Here is a 20,524-nt window from a genome sequence, read left to right on the forward strand (position 1 = left end):
AGGTGCGGCCCCTCATCCTCGCCCTCCCGAAGGAGGCGAAACAGTCGGGCTGCAAATCGGCCAAAGGGTAAAGCAGATGACCGTGAAACTCTCTTCCTCGAACCTCGCCAGGCTGCCGTCCAAGGTCGCGGGTCCGAACTATGACCGGTCGGCGCTGAAAGCCGGCATCGTGCATTTCGGCGTCGGCAATTTCCACCGCTCGCATCAGGCCGTCTATCTCGACGATCTGTTCGGTCAGGGCATCGGCCATGATTGGGCGCTGGTCGGCGCCGGCGTATTCGACGGCGAGAAGGTCGGTCGAGGCAAGCTCGAAGAGCAGGACTGGCTGACATCGGTGGTCGAGCAGGATGAAGGCCATATGAACGCCCGCGTCACTGGCGCGATGATCGATTTCCTGATGCCGGGCGATGCCGCCGCCATCATCGAGCGGCTGGCCGACCCGGCGATCAGGATCGTTTCGCTGACCATCACCGAAGGCGGCTACTTCATCGATCCGGCCTCCGGCGTGTTCAACCCGACCCATCCCGACATCGTCGCCGATGCGCAGCCGGGCGCGACACCAAAGACTGTGTTCGGCATCATCCTGGCCGGGCTGGTGCGCCGCCGCCAGGACGGCATCGTGCCATTCACCGTGATGTCCTGCGACAACATCCCCCATAACGGCCATGTCACGTCGGATGGCGTGATCGGCCTTGCCCGCCTGATCGACGAGGATCTGGCGAACTGGGTCAGCGAGAAGGTGGCCTTTCCAAACGCCATGGTCGACCGCATCACGCCGGCAACCAGCGATCGCGAGCGCAAGATCCTCGCCGACGATTTCGGCCTCGAGGACAATTGGCCGGTGTTCTGCGAGCCGTTCCGGCAATGGGTGCTGGAAGACCATTTCACCGACGGCCGCCCGCCGCTGGAAAAGGTCGGCGTGCAGTTCGTCAAAGACGTCGCCCCTTACGAGCTGATGAAGATCCGCATCCTCAATGGCGGCCATGCCACCATCGCCTATCCGGCCGGGCTGATGGACATCCACTTCGTCCATGAGGCGATGCAGGAGCCGCTGGTGCGCGGTTTCCTCGACAAGCTCGAGCATGACGAGATCATCCCGACCGTGCCGCCGGTGCCGGACACGGTGCTCGAGGATTATTACCAACTCATCGAGAAGCGCTTCTCCAACCCCAAGATCGGCGACACCGTGCGCCGGCTCTGCCTCGATGGTTCCAACCGCCAACCGAAATTCATCATCCCGACCATCGCCGACCGGCTGAAGGCGGGCAAAGGCGTCGCCGGTCTGGCGCTGGAATCGGCGCTGTGGTGCCGCTACTGCTTCGGCACGACGGACAGCGGCGCCGTCATCGAACCCAACGATCCGAGCTGGGACCGGCTGCAGGCGACGGCCAAGGCGGCAAAGGACGCGCCCGCGGCCTGGCTTGCCATGGACGACATCTATGGCGATGTCGGCCGCGCCACCGCCTTCGTCGAGGCCTTCAGCCATGCGCTCAGCGTGTTGTGGGCCAATGGCACGCGCGCCACGCTGATGCGCTACCTCGCCGGCAAGCTCTGAGAGCCAGTCGACATCGTGGCGCCTGAACTGGTCATCTTCGACTGTGACGGCGTGCTGGTCGACAGCGAGGCGCTTTCCGTATCGGCGCTGCTCGGCATGATCGAACTTGCCGGCGGCAGTCTCAGCGAGGACGCCGCTTACGAGCATTTCCTCGGCAAGAGCATGAAGAGCGTGCGCGAGATCCTCGGCCGTGACTTCGGCCTGGAGATCAGTGACCAGCATCTCACCGCCATGCGCGTCGACCTCATGCGCAAGTTCCGCGAGGAGTTGATGCCGATCGTCGGCGTCAAGGAAATGCTGCCGAAGCTCGGCCTGCCGTTCTGCGTCGCCTCTTCCGGCACGCTGGAACGGATTCGCTACGCGCTCGACGTCACCGGCCTGCTCACGCTGATGGAGCCGCATCTGTTCAGCGCCGCCATGGTGGCCAAGGGAAAGCCGGCGCCCGATCTTTTCCTCCACGCCGCCGCCAGTATGCGGGCGCATCCGCGCAATTGCCTGGTCATCGAGGACAGTCCGGCCGGCGTCGCGGCCGCGCGCGCGGCCGGTATGCGCGTCTTTGCCTTCACCGGTGGCGCCCACGCCGGCAACCCGGCACTGAAAGCGCGGCTTGCGTCGACCGAACCGGACTTTATATTCGCTGACATGCTGCAATTGCCCGATCTGATTGCAGGCCTGGGAGCGAGAGTTAAAGCATCTTGACGAAACAGTTTGTCTGCGCGGTCGATGTCGGCACCGGGAGCGCTCGCGCGGGCATTCTCGATACCAGTGGCACCTTGCTTGGCCGCGCCGAGCGGCCGATCGCCATGAACCAGCCAAAGCCCGATCATGCCGAGCATGATTCACGCGATATCTGGTCCGCCGTCTGCGCCGCAGTGCGCGCCGCACGCGAAAAGGCCGGCGTCGCCGCCGGAGATATTGCTGGCATCTCCTTCGATGCCACCTGTTCGCTGGTCGTGCGTGACAGCCAAGGCGGCCAGCTCAGTGTCTCGACCACCGGCGACAAGCGCTGGGACACCATCGTCTGGCTCGACCATCGCGCTATCGCCGAGGCCGACGAATGCACGGCGAGCGGCCATGAGGTGCTGAATTATATCGGCGGCGTCATGTCGCCCGAGATGGCGACACCGAAGCTGATGTGGCTGAAACGCAACCTGCCGGGAACGTGGGCGCAGGCCGGCACTCTATTCGACCTTGCCGATTTCCTGACCTGGCAGGCGACCGGCTCGCTGGCGCGCTCGCAATGCACGCTGACCGCCAAATGGACCTATCTGGCGCACCAGGAAATCGCATGGCAGCGAGACTTCTTCGATCTCGTCGGCCTCGACGATCTTTTTGACCATGGCAGTCTACCCCAAAGAGCAAGCCCGGTTGGCGCCGATATCGGCCCGTTGACGGCGCAGGCGGCGGCGGAACTCGGCCTGACCGAAAACTGCCGCGTCGGCGCCGGCGTCATCGATGCCTATGCCGGAGCGCTTGGCGTGCTCGGCGGCTTCGCTGGCGACGAAGAGAATATCGGCCGCCATCTGGCGCTGATCGCCGGCACATCGAGCTGCGTCATGGCAATGTCGCCGGATCCGCAGCCTTTCGCCGGGGTCTGGGGTCCCTATTACGGCGCCGCGCTGCCGCAGCTGTGGCTGTCGGAGGGTGGCCAGTCGGCGACCGGGGCGCTGCTCGACCACATCATCCGCTGGCATGGCGCCGGCGGAGAGCCGAACGCCGCCATGCATGCCAGGATCGCCGCGCGCGTCGCCGAACTGCGCGCCGCAGAGGGCGAGAGCCTTGCCGCGAGGCTGCACGTGCTGCCGGATTTCCATGGCAACCGCTCGCCGCTCGCCGATCCGCACGCGGTCGGCGTGGTCAGCGGTCTGACGCTGGATTCGTCCTTCGACAGCCTGTGCAAGCTCTACTGGCGCACCGCCGTCGGCATCGCGCTTGGCGTGCGCCACGTGCTGGAGGCGCTGAACGAGAACGGCTATCTGATCGACACGCTGCATGTCACCGGTGGCCACACCAAGAACCCGCTGTTGATGGAACTCTATGCCGACGCAACCGGCTGCACGGTGGTCGAGCCGCTGGCCGATGAGGCGGTGCTGCTCGGCACGGGCATGGTGGCGGCGACCGCCGCCGGGCTTTTCCCCGATCTCAACGCCGCCTGCCTTGCCATGCAGCAGGGCGGCAAGACACGCGCCGCCAACCCGGCCGCCGGCGCCCGCTTCGATCGCGACTACCGGATTTTCCTGGAAATGCATCGGCAGCGGCAGGTGCTTGACGCGATCCGTTAGACTTTCGCGCTATTGCTGGCGCAGGGATGCGCCCGATGTGGCATCGAACAGGTGGATGCTTGCCTCCTCGAACGTATATCGCACAGGGGCACGCAGCACCGGGCATTCGCGGGCCGGAACCAGGGCGCTGATCTCCTTGCCGCCGGAGCCGAATGTCACCAGCGCATCATTGCCGTGGAATTCGATGAGATCGGCGGTGCCTTGCAATATGCCGGCGGCGCCGTCACTCGCTGTCTTCAGGTCCGGGGGCCGGATGCCCAGCACGGCGCGACCGCCCGGCTGGAGATGGAAACCAGCCCCGTCTATCGACAGCGCCGTTCCGGCGCCGGTCAGCGTCCAGCCGTTCCCGCTTCGGGCGACAGTCACCTCGATGAAATTCATGTTCGGCGTGCCGATGAAGCCGGCCACGAAAAATATTGGCCGGCCGCCCGTAGATTTCCGCCGGTGAGCCGATCTGCTCGATGATGCCATCCTTGAGCAGCACGATACGGTCGGCGAGCGTCATCGCCTCCAACTGATCGTGCGTGACATAGACAGTGGTCGTCTTCAGCGACTGATGCAGCCGCGCTATCTCGACGCGCATATGGTTGCGCAATTTGGCGTCCAGATTGGACAATGGCTCGTCGAACAGGAAAACCTTGGGCGTCTTGATCATGGCGCGTGCGATCGCCACGCGCTGCTGCTGGCCGCCGGAAAGCTCGGCCGGCTTGCGGCCGAGATAGGGGTCGAGCCCCAGCGTCGCCGCCACCGCCCGGACCCGCTTGTCGATCTCGGGCGCCGGCACTTTCTGCCGCCGCAAACCGAAGGCGATGTTGTCGAAGATCGTCATGTGCGGATAGAGCGCGTAGTTCTGGAACACCATGGCGATGCCGCGATCGCCAGGATCGAGGTCGTTGACCACCTTGCCGCCTATCGAGACCTCGCCGCCGCTGATGTCCTCCAGCCCGGCCAGCATGCGCAGCAAGGTCGACTTACCGCAGCCGGACGGGCCGAGGAAGACGACGAATTCGTGTTCCTCGATCGAGAGGTTGAGATCGCGGATCACCGTGGTGGCGCCATACGCCTTGTCGACATGGGAGCAAAGGATCGCGGACATGGTCAGCCCTTTTCGTCGGTCAGCAGGATTTGCAGCTTGACGTCCTGCGGGTTGCCTTCGGCGGCCCGTTCGAAGGCCTTGATGCTGTCGGAGAAAGCGTAGGTGCCAGTGATCAGCGGCTTGAGGTCGACCTTGCCGGAGGCGATGAGCTGCAGGGCGCGGTCGAAGATGTTGGCGTAGCGGAACACTGTTTCGATGCGCACTTCCTTCGAGATCGCCGCCGGCACGTTCAGACTTACCGGCTCGACCGGAAGCCCGACCAGGACCACCGCGCCGCCGGGGCGCACAATGTCGAACAGGTTGGTGAACGCCTTGGGGCTGCCGCTCGCCTCGAAGACGATGTCGGCGCCCCAATTGCCGGTCGCGGCGACGACGGCATCGGCCAGCGATTGCTCGCCGATATTGACCGGCACGATGCCGGCATATTGCGAGGCGATCTTCAGTTTGGGCGCGGAAAAGTCGGAGATCAGCACTTTCGAACAGCCGCCGGCAAGGGCGGCAAGCGCGATCATGATACCGATAGGGCCGCAGCCGACGACGACGGCGACATCGCCCGGGACGATGCGGGCGCGGCTTGCCGCCTGCATGCCGATGGCGAAGGGCTCGACCATCGCGCCCTCAGCGAAGGAGACATTGTCCGGCAGCCTGTAGGTGAAAGCAGCCGGGTGCACGGCATAGGGCGCAAGAATGCCGTGTACCGGCGGGGTCGCCCAGAAAGTGACATCCGGATCGACATTGTAGATGCCGAGCTTTGTCGCGCGCGACGACAGGTTCGGCACGCCAGGCTCCATGCAGACGCGGTCGCCGACCTTCAGACTCCTGACATTGGCGCCGACCTCGACGACCGTGCCTGCGGCCTCGTGGCCGAGCACCATCGGCGCGCGCACGACATAGCTGCCGATGGCGCCATGCGTGTAATAGTGCACGTCGCTGCCGCAGACACCGACCGTGTGGATGGCGATCTTCACGTCGTCGGCTCCGACATCGAGCGGCAACGCGATCTCGCGCAGCGACAGTTCGCCTTTTTTCTCAAGTACCAAAGCCCGCATCGGGTCGTCCTCACTTCAACTCTTTTTTTGACGGAAAACGGAATTCAGGAAGCCGCTGAGCACGCCGAGGAACAACAGCGGCGGCAGCGACAGGAGCACGACCGACGCGTTGAGAATGCCCCACGGCACGTTCATGCCTTGCTGGGAGAGTTCGGAGGCGACGATCGGCAAGGTCTTGGCGTTGGAACTGGACAGCATCAGCGCGATCAGGAACTCGTTCCAGACCAGCACGAAGCTGAAGGCGACCGCGCCGATCAGCGAGCGCGCCGCGACCGGCAGTGCGATGCGCCAGAACACCGAATAGGCGCCGTAGCCGTCGACGAAGGCCGCTTCCTCGACCTCCTTCGGCACGGCCTGGAAAGCGGGGATCGCGAGCCACATGATGACTGAGATGGTCAGCAGCGAGTAGGTGACGATCAAAGCCGGCAAAGTGTCGTAGAGACCGAGTTGCAGCCAGATCACCATCAGCGGGATCGCCACCGCCACCGGCGGCAGGAAACGCAGCGACAGGACGAAGAACTGGATGTCGCCGGCCCAGCGGTTGGGATAGCGCGCCACCGCGTAAGCCGCCGGCAGGCCAAGCACGACGCCGATCAGCACGGCCGAGCCGCAGGCGACGACCGAATTGTAGAGGCCGGTGATGACGCTGTCGCGGCCAAGGATGTAGCTGATATTGGCAAGCGTCGGCGTAAACGCCAGGCGTGGCACGCGGGTGATGATGTCGACGCTGTTCTTCAGTGAGTTCAGCGCCGTCCACAGCAGCGGGAACACGGCGAGAAAACCGGCCAAGGCCAGGACGGCCTTGGCGATGATGCGGCCGGGCTTCATGCCTGCACCCGCTTCCACAGCATGGTGAAGGTGATGACGGTGGCGATCATCATCAGCACCGCCATGGCCGAGGCATAGGAGACCTTGCCGGATTCGATGAAGCCTTGCGAGAAGGCATACATGTCGAGCGTTTCGGTCGCCACGCCGGGCCCGCCGCGGGTCATCACATAGATCAGGTCGAAGGAGCGCAGCGACTCGATCATCTTGACGAACATCAGGCTGACCAGCGGCGCCTTCAGCATCGGCAAGGTGACATAGGCGTGGATCTGCCAGCGTTTGGCGTGGTCGAGACGTGCCGCCTCGATCGGCTGCGGAGGCAGGGTTTCCAGGAGCTTCAGCACGATGACGGCGAAGAACAGGCCCCACTGCCAGACATCGACCGAAGCGACGGCGAACAGGGCAGTCGAAGGCTTGGAGAGCGGGTCGAAGATCAGCCCGCCGGTCAGCAGCCGGTAGGGGTAGGTGGCGATGCCGTAGAGCGGATGGTAGGCGAATTTCCACACGAAGGCGGCCGAGACGCGCGGCAGCAGCACCGGGATGATGAACAGCAGGCAGTAGACATTGCGCAGGCGCTGCGACGCGACCTCGAACATCAGCACGCCGAGCCCGATCGCGACGGCCATCGTCGCGACGACTGTGACCACCTCCCACTTCACCGACACCCAGACGGCGTTGAGGAAGCGGCGGTCGGAGAACAGGTCGAAAAAGTTCGAGAACCAGACCCAGGAATAGGCCGTTGAACTCAGCTCGCGGTTCTGCAAGGCGATGATGATCGCGTAAAGCGTCGGCACCATCGACAGGATCAGCAGAATGACCAGCGTCGGCACGACAAAGGTGACCGGCAGGGATGAACGTCGAGGCATTGGTCTCAGGCCTTGCTGTGTCTCGAATGTCCGGGCGTGGAGGAACCGTCGCGCGCTCGGGGGGAAGGCAGGCCCTCCTGCGACACACAGGTCCGGCATTCCCGGGAATGCCGTGGACCGTGCGCCGCAAGAGGGAGGGGCCTATTTCTTCACCAACTCATTGGCATAGGCCTCGAGCTCGTTGAGGCTGCCCTTGACGTCGGTGCGTGTGCCGGCGATCAGCTCTTCGAGGATGATGCCCCAGCGGTCGCCGAGATCGGGCCAGCGCGGGTCCTGCCAGAAGTTCACCGCCGTCACCTTGCCGGTTTCGGCAAGTGCCTGGCCGAGATCGGCGCCGTAGATATCGGCGAATTCCTTGCTGGACAGGATGCTGGTGCGGTTCAACTCGCCGAACTGGTGAGCGTCGAGCCGGCGCTTCTCGTTTTCCTTCGATGTTGCCCAGGCGATGAACAGGCCGGCGCATTTCTTCGAAGCGTCATCGGCATTGGCTTTTGCCGCGATGGCGAGGCCGTGGCCGTAACCGCCGCCGGGAAGCGGCGAGGGCGGCGGCAGGAAGCCGATCTTGCCGACCACCTGAGAGGTCTTCGGGTCGACAGCCATGCCCGAAAGCGGCGTCGATTCGACCAGGATGGCGACCTGGCCCGACAGGAAGGCGCCGGTCGATTCGTCCCAGCTGCCGGTCTGCGTTCCCGGTGCCGAATCCTTGAACAGCTTCAGATAGGTCTCGGTCGCCTTGACGGCTGCTTCCGAGTTGAAGGCCGGCTTGTCGCCGTCGAACCATTTGCCGCCATAGGCCTTGAAGAAGGGCATCCAGCGCCAGACATTGGCGCCCGAGCCGCGCGCGCCGCGTAGCGCGATGCCGTACATGCCCTTGTCGGCGTTGGTCAGCTTCGGCACGTCGGCGATCAGTTCGTCCAGCGTTTTCGGCGGCTGGATGCCGGCGGCTTCCAGCACATCCTTGCGGTAGACCATCAGGTCGCCGCCGCCGGTCAGCGGCGCGAACCAGACCTTGCCGTCATAGGTGGCGACCTTCTGGCGGCCGGGATCGAAGTCGGCATAGTCATAGTCAGCCGGATAATAATCGGTCAGAGGCACGATCCATTTCGACGAGGCGAACAGCGCCACATTCGCTTCATCGACATAATAGACGTTGTAATTGCCGACGGTGGACGCGTCCGCGCGCGACTTGGCGCGGCGGTCGTTCTCGTTGAGATAATCGATCTTGAAGCTCGCGCCGGAGAGCTTCTCGAACTCGGCCTTGGAGTCCTCCAGAAGCGTCAGGCCGTCGCGTGGCTGCGCCAGCACCTTGACCGGCGCCGAGCAGACCGGCGCCTGCGCCAGGGCTAGGGTTGAAACGGTAGCGGAAAGCACGAAAGCTGCGCCAAGGCTGGCAGCGAGCCGAACTGGTTTCATGATCTTTTCTCCTCCAGGAATATGTCGCAGGAAACGCAAATCCTCGGGTCTCGCGATCCTCACCATCGCCCGAGCGACATGCCACCCATCGCCAAAATGCGGGGTTGCGACGGGTCAAGCTAGAAGCCCCGTTGCACCAGACCTGTACTTTTATGCATTGTGCAGCGCAAAATGACGCGACCGCCAGCAGGTTGCGTCACACAAGTATCAATCCCGCCTAAGCCTTTGATATTTGAAATGGAGGGGCTTTCGAGATATCGCGAAAAGCACGATGCTGTCGCCAAGGGTCGATGCCGGGAACAGAATTGAGGTTACCCTTTTTCGAGACCGATCTTGAAGAGAGCGCCGGGTGCCGACATTCGGCGCTCGCGGTGGGCTATCCTTGTCGGCGCTAGTTATGCGGACGGGACGAGGGGAACTATGACGCTTGGACTTCGTTCGAAAATTGCTGAGTTCGGTTGGCCGAAGCGACTGGCGCTTTACACTTTTCTGTACGCTGCCTACGTATTGTTTGCAGCGCTTGTCGGACCAAGGATTATACAATTTGTTGACAATAATTACCCGGGCTTATTCTTTTACCATCTTGATCCTGACGAGAGTCCGGGGCCCATCGGCGATCTTGAATTGGTGCTATTCTCGATAATTATCGACTACATTTTGCTTGCTTTCATATTTGTTCCATTTGCCATTAAGGTGCGAATGCCGCTCGTTTTGATATTTGCAGTTACAGTCTTAAACGAGCCAATCATTTTCATTTGCCTAATTGGTTGGGATGCCTTTTTCCCGATTCGTTGAACCAACGTGCCCCGAGCCCGCTGGTTATGGTGCCGCTTACCAATCTAGGCCGCAGCAAAAACTGGGTGAATCTGTCTAACAATTATTATTTTGGGCGCGCTTATGCGCGCAGCATCAGCCTCTGCCGCGACAGGCGGCGATAGGACGAAGGCGTCATCTTGTGCTTGCGCATGAAGGCACGGTTGAAGTTGGAAATGTTCATGTAGCCGACCTGGAAGCAGATATCGGTGATTGGGATGTCGGTGTCGGCCAGCAGCTTGCAGGCCTGCCAGAGCCGGAGCTTGGCGACGTGGTCGCTGAACGAGTTGCCGGTGTTCTTCTGGAAGAAGCGCGAGAATGTACTTTCGCTCATCCCGGCCAGTTCGGCCACGTCCGGCAGCTTCAGGTCCTCGGCGAAATGCTGGAACAGATAGGTCAGCGAGCGCTGGATGATATCGAGCGACTCCGCATCGAGAAGCGGCGAAAAATCCGGCGATGACAAGAGCGCGTATTCGTCGGTCGTGGCCAGAAGGTCCAGAAGCTGGAGGAACAGGCGAAATCTTGTCAGCCCGTGCACCTCGCCCATCCGCTCCATTAGCTCGGCGCCGTCGAGCGCCGTCTGCCCGTGAAAAACCATGCCGCGCAGCGACCGTTCCAGGAACGGTTCCAGTTCGCGCAGTTCTGGCAGCATATCGGCCGACCCGCGCAGCCGCTCGGGATCGAATTGCAGCACGATGTCGCGGCCCTCGATCAACTCGCCCGGCTGCACCGCGGTGACCCAGTCATGCGGCAGGCCGCCACCGACGATGGTAAGGTAGCCCGGCCCAAACTCGCCGATATGGTCGCCGACCAGCACCACGCCGGAGGATTTCCTGAGCAGGTGTATCTCGTATTCCGGATGAAAATTCCAGACATTGCGCTCCCAGGGATAGTCATCCAGGCGCCACAGGAAACTCTCGCTCGCCTCGGTGACGATATGCTCGAAGGAAGGCGCCGTGCGCGGGATCGCGGCCGTGTTCTTTCTGCGCCTGAACGCCATCCTGCCTCCCACATTCGCCGGTTGCCGATATCTGATCCGTAGCAGTCCGGGGCCGGCAAGGGAACGAGGCGGCGGTTCCCGGCAACGGCGCTGGCTCAATCTGTTCCCGCGCCTCCTCTCTTGCCTTCATGTCGCATCTCGTTCAATAGACGGCGCAAACGGCGCCATTTTGTGCCGTTGCTGTGCGGCTTCCGGGCCTGGTCCCGATGCGCCGTGTTCTGAAAGACGGAACAATGTCCGCGATCGAAGCCGGCGCCCGCGCGCCGGAAAATCTTTGGCGTCAGGAAATCAGGGCGACGCTGGCGCTGGCCTGGCCGATGGTGCTGACCAATCTCGGCCAGACGGCGATGACCGCCACCGACGTCATGATGATGGGGCGGCTCGGGGCGGACACGCTGGCCAGCGGCGCGCTTGGCGCCAACCTCTATTTCATGCCGCTGATCTTCGGCCTCGGGCTGATGCTGGCGACCTCGCCGATGATCGCCACCGAACTTGGCCGCCGCCGCCATTCGGTGCGTGACCTGCGCCGCACCGTGCGCCAGGGCCTGTGGTTGGCGATCCTGATCTCGATCCCTATCTGGCTCGTGCTGTGGCATGGCGAGGCCATCCTCCTGGCCATGGGCCAGGAGCCCGCGCTGGCGCACCAGGCCGGCATCTATCTGCGCTGGCTCGAATGGGCGGTACTGCCCTTCTACGGCTACATCGTGCTGCGATCGTTCATCTCGGCGCTGGAGCGGCCCGGCTGGGCCCTGGTCATCGTCTTCGTCGCCGTGGCTTTCAACGTGTTTGCCAACTGGGTGTTCATGTTCGGCAATCTCGGCTTTCCGGCCATGGGCATCGCCGGCTCCGGCCTTGCCACCTCGCTGTCCAGCACGCTGATGTTCGTCGGCATGGCCGTCGTGGTGATGTGGGAGAAGAAGTTCCGGCGCTACCATCTGTTCGGCCGCTTCTGGCGGTCCGACTGGCCGCGCTTCAAGGGCTTGTTGCGGCTCGGCCTGCCTATCGCCGGTATCCTTGCCTTCGAGGTGACGATCTTCAACGCGGCGGCCCTGCTGATGGGCCTGATCGACGCCGATTCGCTGGCCGCGCACGCCATCGCCATCCAGATCGCCTCGATCTCCTTCATGGTCCCGCTTGGTCTCAACCAGGCGGTGACGGTGCGGGTCGGGCTGGCACATGGCGCCGGCAATCCCGAGGGCGTGTCGCGCGCCGGCTGGACCGCCTTCGTCATAAGCGTCTCGTTCATGGCGCTGATGGGCCTGGTGATGGTGCTTTGGCCGCATCTGCTGATCAGCGCCTTCATCGACCTTGGCAATCCCGCCAATGCCAGGGTGATCGCGCTTGCCGTGTCGTTCCTGGTGTTCGCCGCCCTGTTCCAGGTCTTCGACGGCGCGCAGGCGGTTGCCGCCGGCATGCTGCGCGGCCTGCACGACACCAAGGTGCCGATGATCTACGCCGCGATCGGCTATTGGGGCGTCGGCCTGCCGCTCGGCGTGCTCCTCGCCTTCCATTTCGGCTTCCACGGCGTCGGCATCTGGATCGGCCTGTCGACAGGGCTGGCGGTGGTGGCGGCGCTGCTTCTGGCGCGCTGGCTGCGCCGCGACCGCATCGCCCCGTCGCTGGCGTTTGGGCGCTGAAGGCAAAGGGGGTCGCCGGTGCGGCGGCAGGGACATCTCAATAGGGCCGTATCCGGACGGTCTGCTTCTAGGAAGCGCTCGTCGGTAAGCTGCCGTTCGAGTTCACAGTCATCGGGCAAACTTTGCCTCGTCAGCTGACGACCCCATCCTCGTGGTTCGCGAGCGAACCGCACCACACTGATACGGGCGCTCATCAAGCGGACGACGAACTGTGCTCGAAGTCGGGCTGGAACCTGTGCTGAGGTTAAGGCATCCGACGTGATGATCGCGGTCGACTACCAGGTCGGCGAAATTGGAACCGCAATTCCAGCAAATCTGCGCTAAAGAAAAATGCACACCGGCTTACAGGCTGTGCGCAGCAGAGCCCATCCCTTGCGATGTCGCCCCGCTTACGACAGGATGGCAGCAACTCGAGGTTAGCCTATGACGCCAGACACTTTGCGGCCCGACCACCTGCCACTCGACAATCCGCCCCTGCAATACCTGAACCTGGACCCTTCGCTTTATGTCCGCGATGACATCTGGCAGCAGGAACGGGGCAGCATTTTCGCGCACACCTGGCAGTTCATGGGGCCTGTCGCCTCAGTCGCGACATCAGGTCAATACCTTGCCATCGACATCGCCGGCACGCCGGTCTTCGCCATCCGGGGCCGGGACGGGACCTTGCGCGGGTTCAAGAATGTCTGCCGCCACCGGGGGGCGAAACTTCTGGCCGATGGCGCGGGCAAATGTGGGCTGATCGTTTGTCCCTATCACAAATGGTCCTTTGCCGACACCGGACGGCTGGTGCAGGCCCCGTGGTATGGCAAGGATCCCGCGATCATCGCCGAGGACTGGCCGCTGGAGACGGTGCAGTTGTCCGAATGGCGCGGGCTGCTCTTCGCGGCACTCGACCCGAAAGAAAGTCTTCTGGATCAACTTGGCTCTCTGCCCGCCGAACTGGCGGACGAGCCGTTGGAGACCTATGCCGCCACCGATCAGGCCACCGTCAGCTTTGCGGCGAACTGGAAGATCTACACCGACAATTTCGTCGAAGGCTACCACATCCCTGGCACGCACCCCTCGTTCTACGCTGCCATCGACTTCGAAGCTTTCCAGACCACCGCCCATCCCGGTTATGTCCGGATGACCGCACCGCCGAAAGACGGTCTGTTCTATCGCGGCAAATGGCTTTGGATGTGGCCGAACTGGACGCTGTCGCTTTTCGATGGCGGCATGAACGTTAGCCGGATCAACCCAACCTCACCGCATCATACAGACCAGCACTACCATTTCTTCTTTGCCGACACCTCTGCGGAAGCATCCGAGAGCAGGGCAAAATTCGTGCAAGGCACTCTGGCCGTCGTACGCGAGGACTACACCATCTGCGCCGATACGCATCGCAACTATGCCGCCGGGGCCTATAGCTCCGGCCCGCTTTCGGGGCGGCATGAGCGGGGAGTGCAGTATTTCCAGGAACGGGTCGCTACGGCACTGGGGCTGTGACCGCCCCTGGCGTCCTTGTCCGCCGGATAGTGCTCCGGCTCGGCGCGGCACCAGAGCACCAGGCCAGTCGAGGATAAAGGGCGGGCACGGCAAGACGAGTTACGAGCGTCGCGGGAATCGGAGCTCGCTCGATGCGGAGAGCAGATCGGCGAACGCGGCTTTGACGACCAAGTTAGTGGGCGCTCTTACCGGCCGCCCCCTGGACGGCTGGAACGGGGCCAGACCCTGATGGTCTGCTTTCCGAACTGATTGCCGAAAGCACCCAGCCCAGATCCGCGGCACCGAATTTGTCTACTCGATTGGCAATCAGGCACGCCTCACGATCACCGACTACTTGAGGAAGCACGGCCTGGCTCCCTGAGGTAAGGGGCGGCTGCTTATATGGGCGCATGGTCATGGACGAACTAACGTCCGCTTTTTGGAAGGCTGGCAACTCGCCGAATGACCGGGATGCGGCGCAAAGTAGCCATTCGCGCCTTCAATCCTTCGACTCAGTGTCGCGCCGCGCGCTGTTCGAGCCGGCGCGCATATTGGGTCAGCGGGAAGCACATGAGGAAGAAGATCAGCGCCACCAGCCCATAGACCTTGAACGGCTCGAAGGTGGCGTTGTTGATGGCGTTCGAGGTCCGAACCAGTTCCTCGAAGCCGATGATCGAGGTCAGCGCTGTCGACTTGATCAGCTGCACCAGGAAGCCGACTGTCGGCGCGCGGGTGATCGCGAACGCCTGTGGCAGGATGATCAGCCGCAGTTCCTGGAGGTAGTGCAGACCAAGGCTGGCGCCGGCATCCCACTGGCCAAGCGGCAGCGCGTCGACCCCCGAACGCCAGATTTCGGCCAGATAGGCGCTGGCGAAGAAGGTCAGGCCGAGCACGGCGGCCGTCCAGGGCTCGATGCGCAGGCCGAGCATCGGCAGGCCGAAGAACATCAAGAAGAGCTGCATCAACAGCGGCGTTCCCTGGAACAAAGCGATGTAGCCGGAGGCAAGGCGCCGGCTCCATTTATTCTCAGAGATCCTGAAGAACAGCACCGCCATTCCGACCAGCGCGCCGCCGATGAAGGCGGCCAGGGACAAAAGCACCGTCCAGCGGGCCGCGAGCAGAAGGTTGCGTATGATGTCCCAGAGCGTGAACTCGATCATGACACACCAGCTCCGAGCGCGCGGCGCCCGCCTGTCACCAGCAGCCGGCGCAGGGCCATCGACAAAGCGAGATAGACCAGCGTGACGACGAAATAGGTCTCGAACGAGCGAAAAGTGCGCGCCTGCAGCATGTCGGCCTCATAGGTCAGCTCGCGCACCGCAATCTGCGACACAACGGCCGACTCCAGCATCATGATGACGATCTGACTGGTCAGCGCCGGATAGATGATCTTGAGCGCCTGCGGCAGCACGATCTTAATGAACACCTGACGCGGCCGCAGCCCGAGCGCCAGGGCCGCTTCCGTCTGTCCGTGCGGCACGGCGTCGAGCCCGGCACCGACGATCTCGATCGTGTAGGCCGCCATGTTGAGCGTCATCGCCAGCATGGCGGCCAGGATCGGATCGAGCCTGATGCCGAGGCTCGGCAGGCCGAAGAAGATGAAGAACAGCTGCACCAGGAACGGCGTGTTGCGCATCACCTCGACATACCAGGCGATGGCCCGGCGCAGCAGCGCGGGGCCGTTTCGCCGTCCGGCGGCGCCCAGGATGCTGAGCAGCGTTCCCGCCAGCGTGGTCACGGCGATCAAGAGGATCGTCGTGGCGGCGCCATGCGCGATGTCGCCCACGGCACCCGGGAGCCAGCCGAAGGCCACGGCAACTCAATCCTTGAGATTGTCGGGGTTGAGCGGCGTCTTCAGCCAGGCCTTCGAGCTTTCATCCAGCTTGCCGTCGGCGAGCATCTTGGCGATGGCGTCGTTGACCGCTTTTTTGAGGGCATCCTCATTCTTGTTGAGGCCGATATGCGAGGGCGAGGTCAGAAGCTGGAACTTCTGCTCCGGCTTCAGCGCGTCCTGCTTGGCCAGCACCTGGGCGCCGACATCGTTGCCGACCACCATCAACTGGGTCTGGCCGGAGATGAAGGCCTGGATCACCGAATTGTAATTGTCGAAACGCTTGATGTCGGCGGAAGCGGGAGCGGCCTCGGTCAGCGAGGTGTCCTCGAGCGTGCCGCGATTGACGGCGATCGACTTGTCGGCAAGGTCTTCCTTGCCTTTGACGTTCATTGCGGCGGGACCGATCACCGCGATGTAATAGGGCGCATAAGCGGCGGCGAAGTCGATGACCTGCTCACGCTCCTTCGAGTAGCCGACGCTCATCAGCAGGTCGACGCGGTGGTCGTTGAGATATGGGATGCGGTTCTGGCCGGTGACGGCGACGGTGTTGAGCTTCACCTTGAGCGTGTCGGCGATGTATTGCGCGACGTCCATGTCATAACCCTTGAGGCTCATGTCGGCGCTGGCCGAGGAGAAGGGCGGGAAATCGGCGAAGACGCCGACATTGATGGTGCCGGCCTTGGTGATATCGGCCAGCGCGTCGGCATTGGCTGCCTGCGTGGCAAAGCCAAGACCGGTGGCGCCCAACACCAGGATGGCGGCAATGGATGATTTCAGTGTCGAGTGGATTGTCATTGTCATTCCCCTTCTGGAAGCTTTTGATTGTTTGGGTCGGCCGCCGGCGCCAGCGCGGCGGCCGCCTTGGTTCTGATCGTCAGGCTCCCTTGCCGGTCACGGCCGGGCTGAACACCATCAGGCTCAATATCTCGAACAGCACCTGGGCGCCGGCATGCGCGGTGTTGGTGGTCGCGTCATATTGCGGCGCCACCTCGACGACGTCGCCGCCGACGATGTTGAGGCCCTTGAATCCGCGCAGCAGTTCAAGCACCTCGCGCGTGGTCAGCCCGCCGATTTCTGGCGTGCCGGTGCCCGGCGCGAAGGCCGGATCGACGCTGTCGATGTCGAAGGACACGTAGGTCGGCCCATCTCCGACGATCTTGCGCGCCTTCTCGATGATGGCCGGAATGCCGAGCCCGGTCACTTCCTCGGCATGCACCACGGTCATTCCGGATTCGTAGGTGAACTCCCACAGGTATTCGGCCGAGCCGCGGATGCCGATCTGGATGGTGCGCGTCGGGTCGAGCACGCCGTCGAGCACCGCGTTGCGGAACGGTCCGCCATGGTGGAACTTGGTCAGGTCGAACAGGCCGCTGGTATCGCAATGGGCGTCGATATGGATCAGCCCGACGGGGGCCTTCTTGCCGACCGCCTTCAGGATCGGGTGCGTGATCGAGTGGTCGCCACCGACCGACAAGGGAATGACGCCGGCGTCGACGATCTGGTTGGTGCGACGCTCGATGTCCTCGTGGCTGATCTCCAGCCGGTAGCGGCTGCGGAACGGCGTGTCGCCGATGTCGGCGACCCTCAGCTCATGCGTCGGCGCGCATTCCAGCACGTGATTGTAGGGGCCGATGCGCTCGATGGCGCGCAGCGCTCTAGGCCCGAAGCGCGAGCCCGGCCGGTTGGTGACGCCGAGATCCATCGGCACACCTATTATCGCCACCTGCAGGTCGCCGAAATCCGGGTTCTCGGCCGCGATCTCGCGGTAGGGCGCGGCAAGGAAGGTCGGGATGCCGGAATAGGGGGCAAGGCGTGTGCCCGCCTTGTTGAAGATCTTGTCGGCGACTTTGCGGAACTTCGGGTCGAACATCTCGCCGCCATGGCTCTCGCCATATTTGCGCCGCAACGCGTCGAGCTTGTCGCTGTTGTAACCCATATCCGCTCCTCTTGGACTGGCGCAGTGTGACCGTCGGCGACTCCAGGCAAACCGGCCGTCGCCCGGTCGGTCGCTGTCCCGATGGCTGCCTGCAATTTCACGTCTGGTGCTTGTTCCAGGCAAAAGTGTCCGGCAGCCGCATTGAAAAAGCAATTGATATTGTTAGGGTGGGTTCTGTGAGAAAATCTCACAGTGAAGCCGAGCATCCATGGCCAAGCGCCTGCCCCCTCTCAACCCGCTGCGCGCCTTCGAGGCCACGGCGCGACATGCCTCGCTGACCAAGGCGGCGAGTGAGCTGAATGTCACGCATGGCGCCGTCAGCCACCAGATCAAGGCGCTCGAGCAGTCGCTCGGCGTCAAGCTGTTCGAACGCGTCGGCCAGCGCGTCAAGCTGACCCCGCATGGCGCCGAACTCTTGCCGGCGGTCTCGACGGCCTTCGATGGCATCGCCGCCGCCACGCAGCGGCTGACGCGGCCGGCTAGCAGCGGCGCGCTGTCGGTGTCCTGCGTGCCCGCATTGCTGCTTTTGTGGATGACGCCGAGGCTGGGCAGCTTCACCGCGCAATATCCCGACATCCAGCTGACGCTCATTCCCTCCAACGACCCAAGGGATATCCGTGCGCCACATATCGATGTCTGCGTGCACTATGGCGATGGCAGCTGGGCCGATTGCTGGATGCGCAAATGGTCGGGCCTGGAGCTGTTCCCGGTGGTCAGCCCGACCTTGATCAACAATCGGCCGATCCGCAATGTTCGCGACCTTGCCGACCATGTCTTGCTGCATGGCGACGATGGCCGCGAGTGGCACACCTGGCTGGCCGCCGCCGACGCACTGGACCTGGAGCGCGGCCGCCGCCATCATCTGGGCGATGCGCGCATGACGGCGGAAGCCGCGGTGCACGGCCATGGCGTGGCGCTGGGCGACTCGGTGACGGCAAGCGCGCTGCTGGCCAGGGGCATGCTGGTCGCTCCGTTCAGCCTGTCGGTGCCGGCGGTCGATGATTTCTATGTCGTTTGCCGCAACGAAATGCGGGCGACGCCGATCGTGCAGGTGTTCATGGACTGGCTGTTCGCCGAGAAGGCCGGGGATGACGGCCGCGCCGACGCCCCGGTGGCGGGCCGCCTCGTCACCCCCCGCAAACGTCCCGCGCTCAAGGTGATGGGCGGCAAATCTTCATAGACATACGCAGGGCTCTCTTTTTGTCGGGCCAGCCTGAAAGCGGGCAGCGTTCTGGCCAATTCGATGCTATGAGGCCTGTCGCTATTGTGGTGGCAGGGCAGCGAAGGCGGTAACGAGACATGGCCAGGACCGATATTGCACGGCGCGTCTACAACCACACCTGGAAGCTCGACCCCATCGTGCGCAGCCTGCTCGACACCGACTTCTACAAGCTTTTGATGCTGCAGATGATCTGGGGCATGTATCCCAAGGTCGACGCCACCTTCTCGCTGATCAACCGCACCACCTCGGTTCGGCTCGCCGATGAGATCGACGAAGGCGAGTTGCGCGAACAGCTCGACCATGCCCGCACGCTACGCTTCTCCAAGAAGGAGATGATCTGGCTGGGCGGTAACAATTTCTACGGCCGCAAGCAGATTTTCGAGCCCGAATTCCTCGCCTGGCTGGAAGGCTTCCGGCTGCCCGACTACGAACTCTCCAAGCGCGACGGCCAGTATGAGCTGACCTTCAGCGGGCCGTGGATGTACACCACGCTGTGGGAAATCCCGGCGCTCGCCATCATCAACGAATTGCGCTCGCGCGCGGCCATGCGGGCCTTCGGTCCGTTCGCGCTCGATGTGCTCTATGCCCGCGCCAAGGCCAAGATGTGGGCCAAGACCGAACGGCTGAAGGCGCTGCCCGGCATCCGCATTTCCGATTTCGGCACCCGGCGGCGCCATTCCTTCCTCTGGCAGCGCTGGTGTGTCGAGGCGCTGAAGGAAGGCATCGGCGAAGCCTTCACCGGTACCTCCAACGTGCTTCTGGCCATGGACAACGACCTCGAAGCGCTCGGCACCAACGCGCATGAACTGCCGATGGTGTTTGCGGCACTTGCCAATTCGGAAAAAGAGCTGAAGCAGTCACCCTACAAGGTGCTGCAGGACTGGCAGCGCTACTATGGCGGCAATCTGCTGATCGTGCTGCCCGACGCCTTCGGCACCGCTTCCTTCCTGCGCGACGCCCCGGACTGGGTCGCCGACTGGACGGGCTTCCGTCCCGACAGCGCTCCGCCCATCGAAGGCGGCGAAAAGATCATCGACTGGTGGCGCGAGAAGGGCAAGGACCCCAGGCAGAAGCTGCTGATCTTCTCCGATGGGCTCGAGGTCGAAACCATCGAGGAGACCTACCGCCACTTCAAGGGCAAGGTGCGCATGTCCTTCGGCTGGGGCACCAACCTGACCAACGACTTCGAAGGCTGCGCGCCGACCGAAACCAACAGCCTGGACGCCATATCGCTGGTCTGCAAGGTGACCGAAGCCAATGGCCGCCCGGCGGTCAAGCTCTCCGACAATCCGGCCAAGGCGACGGGGGACAAGAAGGAGATCGAGCGGTACTTGCGGATTTTTGGGCAGAAGGACCGCGTGGAGCAGCTGGTCAAGGTGTGAGGGTAACGGGGCTCTTGGATAGGTCGAGTTCCCTGGCTCCTTTCCTCTCCCTCCGGAGGGGGGAGAGGTGGCGCCGCGAAGCGGCGACGGAGTGGGGGAACCACCTAGAAACCGCCGCAACTGACATAGGAAAGAGGATCGCGTGTACGC

17 protein-coding genes and 1 pseudogene are annotated in these 20,524 nt (G+C 63.2%); 8 read left to right on the forward strand and 10 right to left on the reverse strand.

Annotation, left to right across the window (positions count from 1 at the left end; translation table 11 throughout):
* The first annotated feature begins 76 nt into the window (after positions 1-76).
* From LB569_RS24975 to LB569_RS24985, 3 genes are read left to right on the forward strand one after another with little or no spacing between them, the layout of a single operon-like run.
* Entirely contained in the window at positions 77-1,555 is a 1,479-nt protein-coding gene (locus tag LB569_RS24975; protein WP_224694474.1) for a mannitol dehydrogenase family protein, read from the forward strand.
* A gap of 15 nt (positions 1,556-1,570) precedes the next feature.
* Positions 1,571-2,254, forward strand: coding sequence for an HAD-IA family hydrolase (locus LB569_RS24980; RefSeq protein ID WP_224694475.1), 684 nt, complete (start codon positions 1,571-1,573; stop codon positions 2,252-2,254).
* Positions 2,251-3,837 carry an FGGY-family carbohydrate kinase gene (locus LB569_RS24985; protein ID WP_224694476.1) on the forward strand — a complete coding sequence of 529 codons (1,587 nt, stop codon included), beginning with the start codon at positions 2,251-2,253 and terminating at the stop codon, positions 3,835-3,837. Before LB569_RS24980 ends, LB569_RS24985 begins: the two co-directional genes overlap by 4 nt.
* A gap of 9 nt (positions 3,838-3,846) precedes the next feature.
* On the opposite strand, the pseudogene LB569_RS24990 reads toward LB569_RS24985, so the two are convergent.
* From LB569_RS24990 to LB569_RS25010, 5 genes and pseudogenes are all read right to left on the reverse strand, one after another.
* Positions 3,847-4,933 (reverse strand): annotated as a pseudogene (locus tag LB569_RS24990) (ABC transporter ATP-binding protein).
* A gap of 2 nt (positions 4,934-4,935) precedes the next feature.
* Positions 4,936-5,982, reverse strand: a complete 1,047-nt coding sequence (locus tag LB569_RS24995; RefSeq protein WP_224694477.1) for an NAD(P)-dependent alcohol dehydrogenase — start codon at positions 5,980-5,982, stop codon at positions 4,936-4,938.
* Positions 5,983-5,997: 15 nt separating this feature from the next.
* Complete coding sequence (locus LB569_RS25000) at positions 5,998-6,810, reverse strand: carbohydrate ABC transporter permease (protein WP_224694478.1); 813 nt, start codon at positions 6,808-6,810, stop codon at positions 5,998-6,000.
* Entirely contained in the window at positions 6,807-7,673 is an 867-nt protein-coding gene (locus LB569_RS25005) for a carbohydrate ABC transporter permease (protein WP_224694479.1), read from the reverse strand. Before LB569_RS25005 ends, LB569_RS25000 begins: the two co-directional genes overlap by 4 nt.
* A gap of 141 nt (positions 7,674-7,814) precedes the next feature.
* Positions 7,815-9,086, reverse strand: a complete 1,272-nt coding sequence (locus LB569_RS25010; RefSeq protein WP_224694480.1) for an ABC transporter substrate-binding protein — start codon at positions 9,084-9,086, stop codon at positions 7,815-7,817.
* Between the two features lie 420 nt (positions 9,087-9,506).
* Here LB569_RS25010 and LB569_RS25015 point away from each other — a divergent pair, with 420 nt between their 5' ends.
* Complete coding sequence (locus tag LB569_RS25015) at positions 9,507-9,881, forward strand: hypothetical protein (RefSeq protein WP_224694481.1); 375 nt, start codon at positions 9,507-9,509, stop codon at positions 9,879-9,881.
* 100 nt (positions 9,882-9,981) lie between these two features.
* Here the strand turns inward: LB569_RS25015 and LB569_RS25020 are convergent, their stop codons facing one another.
* A complete protein-coding gene (locus LB569_RS25020) occupies positions 9,982-10,899 on the reverse strand; it encodes an AraC family transcriptional regulator (protein WP_224694482.1) in 918 nt (305 codons plus the stop codon).
* A gap of 233 nt (positions 10,900-11,132) precedes the next feature.
* On the opposite strand from LB569_RS25020, the gene LB569_RS25025 reads away from it, so the two are divergent.
* Positions 11,133-12,536, forward strand: coding sequence for an MATE family efflux transporter (locus LB569_RS25025; RefSeq protein WP_224694483.1), 1,404 nt, complete (start codon positions 11,133-11,135; stop codon positions 12,534-12,536).
* A gap of 423 nt (positions 12,537-12,959) precedes the next feature.
* The gene (locus LB569_RS25030; RefSeq protein WP_224694484.1) at positions 12,960-14,021 is read left to right on the forward strand and encodes an aromatic ring-hydroxylating oxygenase subunit alpha; all 1,062 of its coding nucleotides are present in this window, start codon (positions 12,960-12,962) and stop codon (positions 14,019-14,021) included.
* A gap of 491 nt (positions 14,022-14,512) precedes the next feature.
* On the opposite strand, the gene LB569_RS25035 is transcribed toward LB569_RS25030, so the two are convergent.
* From LB569_RS25035 to speB, 4 genes are all read right to left on the reverse strand, one after another.
* The gene (locus LB569_RS25035) at positions 14,513-15,160 is read right to left on the reverse strand and encodes an amino acid ABC transporter permease (RefSeq protein ID WP_140703106.1); all 648 of its coding nucleotides are present in this window, start codon (positions 15,158-15,160) and stop codon (positions 14,513-14,515) included.
* Positions 15,157-15,813: an amino acid ABC transporter permease gene (locus LB569_RS25040; RefSeq protein ID WP_224694485.1), complete on the reverse strand. Its 657-nt coding sequence runs from the start codon at positions 15,811-15,813 to the stop codon at positions 15,157-15,159. Before LB569_RS25040 ends, LB569_RS25035 begins: the two co-directional genes overlap by 4 nt.
* A gap of 6 nt (positions 15,814-15,819) precedes the next feature.
* Positions 15,820-16,629: a transporter substrate-binding domain-containing protein gene (locus LB569_RS25045; protein ID WP_140703104.1), complete on the reverse strand. Its 810-nt coding sequence runs from the start codon at positions 16,627-16,629 to the stop codon at positions 15,820-15,822.
* A gap of 79 nt (positions 16,630-16,708) precedes the next feature.
* Complete coding sequence (speB, locus tag LB569_RS25050; protein ID WP_224694486.1) at positions 16,709-17,770, reverse strand: agmatinase; 1,062 nt, start codon at positions 17,768-17,770, stop codon at positions 16,709-16,711.
* 208 nt (positions 17,771-17,978) lie between these two features.
* On the opposite strand from speB, the gene gcvA reads away from it, so the two are divergent.
* Together gcvA and pncB are read left to right on the forward strand one after the other, a co-directional pair.
* Positions 17,979-18,950 (forward strand): transcriptional regulator GcvA, encoded by a 972-nt coding sequence (gcvA, locus tag LB569_RS25055; RefSeq protein WP_224694487.1) that lies wholly within the window; start codon positions 17,979-17,981, stop codon positions 18,948-18,950.
* A gap of 119 nt (positions 18,951-19,069) precedes the next feature.
* Positions 19,070-20,374, forward strand: coding sequence for a nicotinate phosphoribosyltransferase (gene pncB, locus LB569_RS25060; protein ID WP_224694488.1), 1,305 nt, complete (start codon positions 19,070-19,072; stop codon positions 20,372-20,374).
* Positions 20,375-20,524 lie beyond the last annotated feature (150 nt).

It is taken from the genome of Mesorhizobium sp. BH1-1-4 (genome assembly GCF_020165665.1).
GTDB lineage: Bacteria > Pseudomonadota > Alphaproteobacteria > Rhizobiales > Rhizobiaceae > Mesorhizobium.